We start from the raw sequence: 7,257 nt of genomic DNA on the forward strand, positions 1-7,257 counted from the left end.
CGGTGGGCCGCGCTACCGGCAGGCCGCGCTACCGGTGGGCCCCGCTACCGGCAGGCCCCGCTACCGGCAGGCCCGGAGTCACAGGCCGCGGCGGGCCGCTGGCCGTCCGGCGCCCGTGCCAACCGCAGGCGTAGCCGCGCGTCCAGGCCGTGCGGCTCGGCCGGCAGCAGTACGAGATCACCGCCGCAGGCGGCCATCAGCTTGGCGACGATGGACAGGCCGAGACCGGAACCGGCCACGTTCTGGTGCTCGGGGCTGCGCCAGAAGTTCTCCGTGGCGTGCTCCCGTGCGAGCTCGTCCAGCCCGGGGCCGTGGTCGATCACATGGATCTCGGCCATGCCATCGCGCTCGGCAAGCCGCAACACGACTTCCCCACCTCCACCTCCCTCACCTCCCTCACCTCCCTCACCTCCCTCACCTCCCTCACTGTCCTCGCCGCCGAACTTCAGCGCGTTGTCGATGAGCGCATCCATCGCCTGCTCCAGCGCGTCGACCGCGGCCAGCACCGGTCCGCGCACACCACCGACGCACCGCAGCCGCACCCCCAGTTCACTGGTCATGGGCTCCCAGGCGGCCAGCCGCTCCCGGGCCAGCTCCTCGACGTCGACCTCCTCGATCTCGTACCGCCCGCCCTCGGCCCTGGCCAACGCCAGCAGGCTGCCCAGGATCCGGGCCAGCCGGACGGTCTCGGCCAGGGTGAGGCTGTGCTCCCGGCTGCCGCTCGGCCGCAGATGCTCGGCGAGGTTCTCCACCCGTAGCCGCAGCACGCCCAAGGGGGTGCGCAGCTGGTGGCTGGCCTGGGCGACGAAGGTCCGCTGCTGGGTCAGCGCCCCGGTGACCGTGTCGGCCATGACGTTGAAGGAGTTCGCCAGCCGCCGCAGCTCCACCGGCCCGGCGTCCTCCGGTACCCGGGCGTCCAGCGTTCCCGCGGTGATCTCATGGGCCGCGGAGTCCAGATCCCGTACCGGCCGCAGGGTCCAGCGGGCCAAGGCGACGGCCGCGAGCGTGGACAGGGCCAGGGCGGTGCAGGCGGCAGCCGCGAGCAGCGCCCACTGGCGGAGGATCTGGCTGCGCAGTTCATCGGTGGGCGCCACGGTGACCACCACACCGATCACCTCGCCGCCCCGGCCCACCGGCTCCGCGAGCACCAGCGGCTCCGGCCGCCAGGGCCAGACGACCTGGTCGAAGCCGGAGCGCTCGTCGGACAGGGCGGCCGCCAGCCTGCGACGTACGGCCGCGTCGGTGAGCGGCAGCTCGTCCCGTGAGGCCAGCAGCAGCTTCTCGTTGACGTCGAGTACGGCCGCCCCCACCCCGAACAGCTCGTCGTAGCGCGTCAGTTCCGCGCGCAGAGCGACCGTCTCGCCGGTGCGCAGGGCCGGTTCGGCCAGCGATGCGAACCGTGCCGTGTCGTTCAGCTGGGCGATGAACACTCCCTGGGTGTCCCGCGCCGCGGTGGCCGCCGCGTACGGGACGGCGACCGCCGTCAGCACCGCGGCCAGCATCAGCAGATACACGACCAGCAGGCGACGGCGCATGCCCGCTCTCCAGGCCTATCGGTCCGGCTCGCCGCGCACGGCGGCCCCGGCCGGAGCCGACCCGTCACCGACCGGCATGGCGGCCAGGCGGTAGCCCACCCCGTGAACGGTGTGAATCAGCCGCGGCGGACCGAGCTTGGCCCGCAGGTTGGCCACATGGACCTCCAGCGTCCGGCCCACACCCTGCCAGGTCGTCTGCCACACATCGGACAGGATCTGCTCCCTGCTCAGCACCGCGCCGCCCGCTCTCACCAGCGCGGCCAGCAGATCGAACTCCTTGCGGGTCAACACGACCTGTGCGTCGTCGCGGAACACCGCCCGCCGGGCGAGATCGATCTCGACGGCACCGATCCGGAACCGGTGACCGGGTGGCGGGGTGACCGGCCGCGCCCGCCGCTGCACGGCATCCATCCTGGCCGCCAGCTCCGCCATCCCAAAGGGCTTGACCAGGTAGTCATCCGCGCCACTGCGCAGCCCAAGCACCCGATGGCGCTCCTCCCCGCGAGCGGTCACCGCGATCACCCCGGCCTGACTGCGCTCCCGCAACCGGCGCAGCACCTCGATGCCGTCCATATCGGGAAGCCCGAGATCGAGCAGCACCAGATCCGCGGGGCCAGCGGCCAACGCCTGCGCACCGGAGTCGGCACGCAGCACGTCATGACCGTGACGTCGGAGCGCGGTGCTCAACGCATCGGCGAACTCGTTGTCGTCTTCGACCAGGAGAACCCGCATGAGGCTGCCAAATATGACGCCCATGTGTCCGCGGCGCTACCCCCGCGATCCGAGATGTGACCTTACGGTCCCGTGCGGCGTGCCTTCAGCGGCCGCTACACGTTGCACGGGTTTTCGCCTTCCGCCTCAGGACTAGTTATCCAGCGACCCGCAACGCGACCAGTTCCGCCCCGAGTTGGGCCAGACACGCCCCGTACTGCGTCACCATGAACGCCCGGTACGGAAGCCTGCTGCGGCTGCGCGGTTCGTCGGAGGAGGTGACCCGGACCAGGCGGGCCGTCACGAGCGCGCCTGCCAAGAGCGGCAGGGCGGACGGCAGCAGGCGCGGTGCGGCGACCACCGCGGTGGCGGTGTAGGCCAGGCCGACCATGACCGGAGTGATCGCGCAGACGGTCCGGGCCCGCCGCTCGCCCCACCGGACCAGGGCGGTGCGGCGCCCGGCCGCGGTGTCGCCCCGCACATCGGAGAGATCCTTGACCAGGGCCCCGACGGCCCCCATCCAGAGCGTCATCGCACCGCCGAAGGCCAGCACCGGCAGCAGCTCCCCCGCCGCGCCACCACTCAGCCAGCCGGCAGCGAAGGTCAGGCCCCCGAGGAACAGGATGTCGAGCACGGCGGTCGAGGTGCGGCGCTTGAGGGCCAGGTGCGGCGCGGAGTACGCGTATCCGCAGATCAGTTGGGCGGCCACCAGGGCCGGGAGAACCCAGCCGCCGCTCACCGCGGCGACGGTCAGGGCCGAGGCCGCCAGCACCCAGGAGACCAATCTGGCTCTGGCCAGGGGGAGTTCACCGCTACTGATGGGGCGGCCGTTGTTGTTCATACGGTCTTCCGGAGCGTCGTGCACTCCATTGACGAGGTAGACGTAGCTGGTGGCCGTCCCCCAGGCACACGCGGCGGGCGCGAACGCGGTGAGTCCCGCGCCCGATATTCGGGCGCTCATCAGGAAGGCGACCGTGAACCGGAGCAGAAAGACGATCTGCACGGACGGCCGGGATTCTCGCAGGCACAGCGCCAAGGTCTTCGGCAGTGAGGCCACTGCGGGCACTCCGGGCGCCGACGGCGCCCGGAGCTCTGAGGGGCGGGTCGCCGTGCGGGTCGACGGGTCACTCTCTTTGGTCGTGTTGATCGTGTTGATCGCGTCTTGCATGATCAAAGAATCGCATTTGTCCCGTCGACCCGAAAAATCGCGATACGTATCAGGGCACGGGAACCGGCACTGAGGCCGGCACCCGGCTGGACACCACCACCTCGGCGGCGTTCACCGCATGGTCGACCGGCGCCCCCTCCAGGGCGCCTCGCACCGCCTCGACGGCCTCGCGGCCCGCACGGTCCTGCGCCTCGGCCGTGCTCGCCCCCAGGTGCGGGGTGGCTGTGACCGAGTCGAGGTCCAACAGCGGGGAGCCGACGGCCGGTTCGACCTCGAAGACGTCCAGGGCCGCCCCGGCGACGCGGCCTTCCCGCAGCGCCTCGAGGAGGGCCGTCTCGTCGACGATCCCGCCGCGGGAGGTGTTCACGAGATGCAGGGTGCTCTTGGCGAGGCCCAGTTCACGCCGGCCGATGAGACCGGTGGTCGCCGGGTTCTTCGGCAGATGAACGGTCACGACGTCACTGCCGGACATCAGCTCGCCGAGCTGTGCCCGGCGCGCCCCCAGGAGCGCCATCTCCTGCGACGTCACATACGGGTCGTAGGCGAGGAGCTCCACGTCGAATGCGGCGAGGCGGCGCGCGACCAGCTTGCCCACATTGCCGAACCCGACGATGCCCACGGTCTTCCCGGACAGCTCCGTTCCCTTGAAGGAGGACCGGTCCCAGCGCCCGGCGCGGAGCGAGGCGCCGGCCGCGGACACCTTGCGCAGCGACGTGATGATGAGCCCCACGGTGAGCTCGGCGACACTGAGGACGTTGGAGTGCGGGGCGTTGGCCACCAGGACACCGGCCCGGGTCGCGGCTTCGACCTCCACGTTGTCCAGGCCGACGCCGGCCCGCCCGACGACCCGCAGGTGCGGGGCGGCGGCGAGGGCCGCCGCGTCCACCTGGGTGCCGCTGCGGATGAGCAGGGCGTGTGCGTCCGCGAGCGCCGCGTGCAGCGCTCGCGGGTCGCTGCCGTCGCAGTGCCGGACGTCGTAGCGGTCCGGCCGCAGTGCCGCGAGGGTCTCGGCGGGGAGCGGGTCGCCGACGACGACCACGAACTGGCTCATGAGTGTTCTCCAGAAATACGCGTACGAATGCGGGGCGGGGTCACAGCGCGGCGCCGGCCAGCGCAGCGGGCCGCTGCCGCGGCAGGTTGGTCCGGGTCCAGACCGCGTCGAGCGCGTTGGCGAACCAGTGGATCTGGTCCTCGCTGTGGTGCGGCGTCGGCGTCACCCGCAGCCGCTCCGTACCGGTGGGCACACTCGGGGAGTTGATCGGCTGTACGTAGATGCCGTGGCGGTCGAGCAGCTCCGCCGCGACCTCGCGGCACTTGACGGAGTCGCCGATGAGGACGGGCACGATGTGTGCGGCGTCGGACACCACCGGAATGCCGCGCTCACTCAGCAGCCGGTGCAGCAGGGCGGCCTTGGCCCGCATCTCGGTGCGCTCGCTGTCGGAGCGCTTGAGGTGGCGTACGGCGGCGAGCGCACCGGCGGCCACCGTCGGCGGCAGAGAGGTCGTGAAGATGAAGGCGGAGGCGAAGCTGCGGATCGCGTCGATGACGGAGGCGGGGCCCGCCACATAGCCGCCGGCGATGCCGTACGCCTTGGCCAGGGTGCCCATCACCACGTCGAACTGATCGGCGATGCCCAGCTCCGCGGCCATACCGGCGCCGCGGGGGCCGTACATGCCGACCGCGTGCACCTCGTCCAGGAAGGTCAACGCTCCGTGTTCGCGGGCTACTTCGGCGATCCGCTCCAACGGTGCGACGTCGCTCTCCATGGAGTAGATGCTCTCCAGGGCGACGATCTTGGGGGCTTTGGGGTCGAGGCCCGCGAGCAGTTCCTCCAGGTGGTCCACGTCGTTGTGCCGGAAGATGACCTTCTCGGCCCCGCTGTGCTTGATCCCCGCGATCATCGACGCGTGGTTGAGCTCGTCGGAGACGACCACACAGCCGGGCAGCCGGCCGGCGAGGACGGTCAGCGCCGCGTCGTTCGCCGAGTACCCCGAGGGAAAGATCAGGGCGGATTCGGTGCCGTGCAGATCGGCCAGCTCCTCTTCGAGGAGCACGTGGTAGCGGTTGTTGCCCGAGATGTTGCGGGAGCCTCCGCTGCCCGCCCCCGACTCGTCGATCGCCTTCCGCATGGCCTCGAGGACCAGCGGGTGCTGCCCCATCCCCAGGTAGTCGTTGCTGCACCAGACGCTGATCCGGCGGCCGTTGTCGGGTCCGTAGCACAGGGCCTGCGGGAATTCGCCGGCCCTGCGCTCAATGCTCAGGAACGTCCGATAGCTTCCGCGTGCCTTGAGTTCCTCGATTTCGGCTGCAAAGAATCCCCGGTAGTCGTACAACGATTCCTCCATAGGTCGGGGCGTCGGGGCGTGGCTGATAACTGCCCCCTTGAGTGGAGAGAATCTAGCGATCGGCGTACGGGCAGGGAAATGCATTGCGGATCCGGCCTATACGACACCCGCATAAACCCGCGGAGTCGGCATTCATGCAGCTTCTGCATAGGTGAGCCGACGAATCCATTTCCCTTGCGAATGAGGGGCGAATAGAGTTCTGGCGTCGCGTTCAGTCTCTGCGACTTCCCACGCATTCGGGAGAACCACTTGTCACACGGAACAACTCAGGCGATCGACAAGAGCGTGACCGGCCCGGGCCAACTGCCCACGGGCTACGCCCCACTGGGCCGCAGCCTCGTCGCCTTCGTCCTCACCGCGATTCTCGCGACCGGCCAGATGTACGCCGTGATTCCGGTGATGGACTCCATGGCGAGCGCGTGGCAGGCGAGCACCTCGTCCCTGACCTGGATGGCCAGTGCCTTCGGCTTCGGCTACGCCGGCGGATTCGTCGTCTTCGGCCCACTGGCCGACCGTTACGGCCATCGCCGCATCGTCGTGGCCGGCATGGCTGCCACCGCCGTCACCACCGCCCTGGTCGCCTGCGCGCCGGGACTCGGTCCCGGTATCGCCCTGCGGGTGCTGCAGGGCATCACCGTCGCGGCCTTTCCCCCCACCATCCTTTCCTATATAGCCGAGCGCATCGCGCCCGAGCGGCGCATGGTCAGCACAACCGCGGTCACCACGTCGTTCCTGGCCTCGGCGGTCATTGCCCAGGTCGCCTCGCAGACCATCGCCGACGCCTTCGGCTGGCGTGCGGTGTTCGTGGCCAGTGCCCTCGCCTTCGCCGTCATGGCGGTCGTGCTGCGCACCGTGATGGTCGCCGACCTGCCGCCGAAGGGCGGCTCGCCGCTGGCCGCGTACCGCTCCATCCCCGAGGTCCTTGCCACCCCGGGGCTTCGGCTGCTCTATCTGGCCACGCCCGCCGTGTTCGGCTCATTCGTCGCCATGTACACGGGCATTCAGCTCAGCGGCAGCGTCGGGGACAGCCAGGCGCTGCTCGCCCTGCGGGCCAGTTCGCTGCCGGCCATGGTCATCATCCCGCTGCTCACGCCCTGGCTGAGCCGGATCCCCAACGCCCCGCGGGTGGTCCTGGGCATGCTGCTCGCCGCCGTGGTCACCCTGATCACCGGCATCCTCTCGCCGGGCACGGCCGGGCTCGCCGCCCTCCTCCTAATCTTCGTCGCCGCGATCACCATCGCCACCCCGGCCATGGTCGGCACGGTGGGCGAGCGCTCGGGGTCCTCGCGCAGTACGGCGCTCTCCCTGTGCACGTTCTGCTTCTTCGTAGGCGCGAGCCTCGGGCCGCAGGTCGCCGGGGCCCTGGTGGGCAGCGGCTTCGACGTCCTGATGTACGTCCTGGCCGGCGTGCTGCTCGTCGCGGCGCTGATCGTCTTCATCACCCGCAAGGCACCGGCCGCGCCCCGCTCCTGACCCCGTCCACTCCCCCCACTCCCCG

The 7,257-nt window shown here is 70.6% G+C and carries 6 protein-coding genes; 1 reads left to right on the forward strand and 5 read right to left on the reverse strand.

The genetic code is table 11. The features are described from left to right. Window positions 1-44 precede the first annotated feature (44 nt). The 5 genes from U9R90_RS11865 to hemA form a co-directional block, all read right to left on the reverse strand. Window positions 45-1,535, reverse strand: coding sequence for an ATP-binding protein (locus U9R90_RS11865; protein ID WP_411056392.1), 1,491 nt, complete (start codon window positions 1,533-1,535; stop codon window positions 45-47). Between the two features lie 15 nt (window positions 1,536-1,550). After that, complete coding sequence (locus tag U9R90_RS11870; protein ID WP_411056393.1) at window positions 1,551-2,267, reverse strand: response regulator transcription factor; 717 nt, start codon at window positions 2,265-2,267, stop codon at window positions 1,551-1,553. A gap of 136 nt (window positions 2,268-2,403) precedes the next feature. Continuing rightward, entirely contained in the window at window positions 2,404-3,414 is a 1,011-nt protein-coding gene (locus U9R90_RS11875; RefSeq protein ID WP_411056394.1) for a UbiA family prenyltransferase, read from the reverse strand. A gap of 49 nt (window positions 3,415-3,463) precedes the next feature. Beyond that, entirely contained in the window at window positions 3,464-4,465 is a 1,002-nt protein-coding gene (locus U9R90_RS11880) for a hydroxyacid dehydrogenase (protein ID WP_411056395.1), read from the reverse strand. A 40-nt stretch (window positions 4,466-4,505) separates the two neighbouring features. Next, on the reverse strand, window positions 4,506-5,759 hold the full coding sequence (hemA, locus tag U9R90_RS11885; protein ID WP_411056396.1) for a 5-aminolevulinate synthase: 1,254 nt from the start codon (window positions 5,757-5,759) through the stop codon (window positions 4,506-4,508). Between the two features lie 249 nt (window positions 5,760-6,008). Here hemA and U9R90_RS11890 point away from each other — a divergent pair, with 249 nt between their 5' ends. Beyond that, window positions 6,009-7,232, forward strand: coding sequence for an MFS transporter (locus tag U9R90_RS11890; protein WP_411056397.1), 1,224 nt, complete (start codon window positions 6,009-6,011; stop codon window positions 7,230-7,232). Window positions 7,233-7,257 lie beyond the last annotated feature (25 nt).

Origin of the sequence: Streptomyces sp. E11-3 (assembly GCF_046540415.1) — a bacterium.
Taxonomy (GTDB): Bacteria; Actinomycetota; Actinomycetes; order Streptomycetales; family Streptomycetaceae; genus Streptomyces.

What these genes read in the sequence shown, in the direction of transcription:
- U9R90_RS11865 (WP_411056392.1), bottom strand. Translation starts at nt 1,535, where the DNA reads ATGCGCCGTCGCCTGCTGGTCGTGTATCTGCTGATGCTGGCCGCGGTG.
- U9R90_RS11870 (WP_411056393.1), bottom strand. Translation starts at nt 2,267, where the DNA reads ATGCGGGTTCTCCTGGTCGAAGACGACAACGAGTTCGCCGATGCGTTG.
- U9R90_RS11875 (WP_411056394.1), bottom strand. Translation starts at nt 3,414, where the DNA reads ATGCAAGACGCGATCAACACGATCAACACGACCAAAGAGAGTGACCCG.
- U9R90_RS11880 (WP_411056395.1), bottom strand. Translation starts at nt 4,465, where the DNA reads ATGAGCCAGTTCGTGGTCGTCGTCGGCGACCCGCTCCCCGCCGAGACC.
- hemA (WP_411056396.1), bottom strand. Translation starts at nt 5,759, where the DNA reads ATGGAGGAATCGTTGTACGACTACCGGGGATTCTTTGCAGCCGAAATC.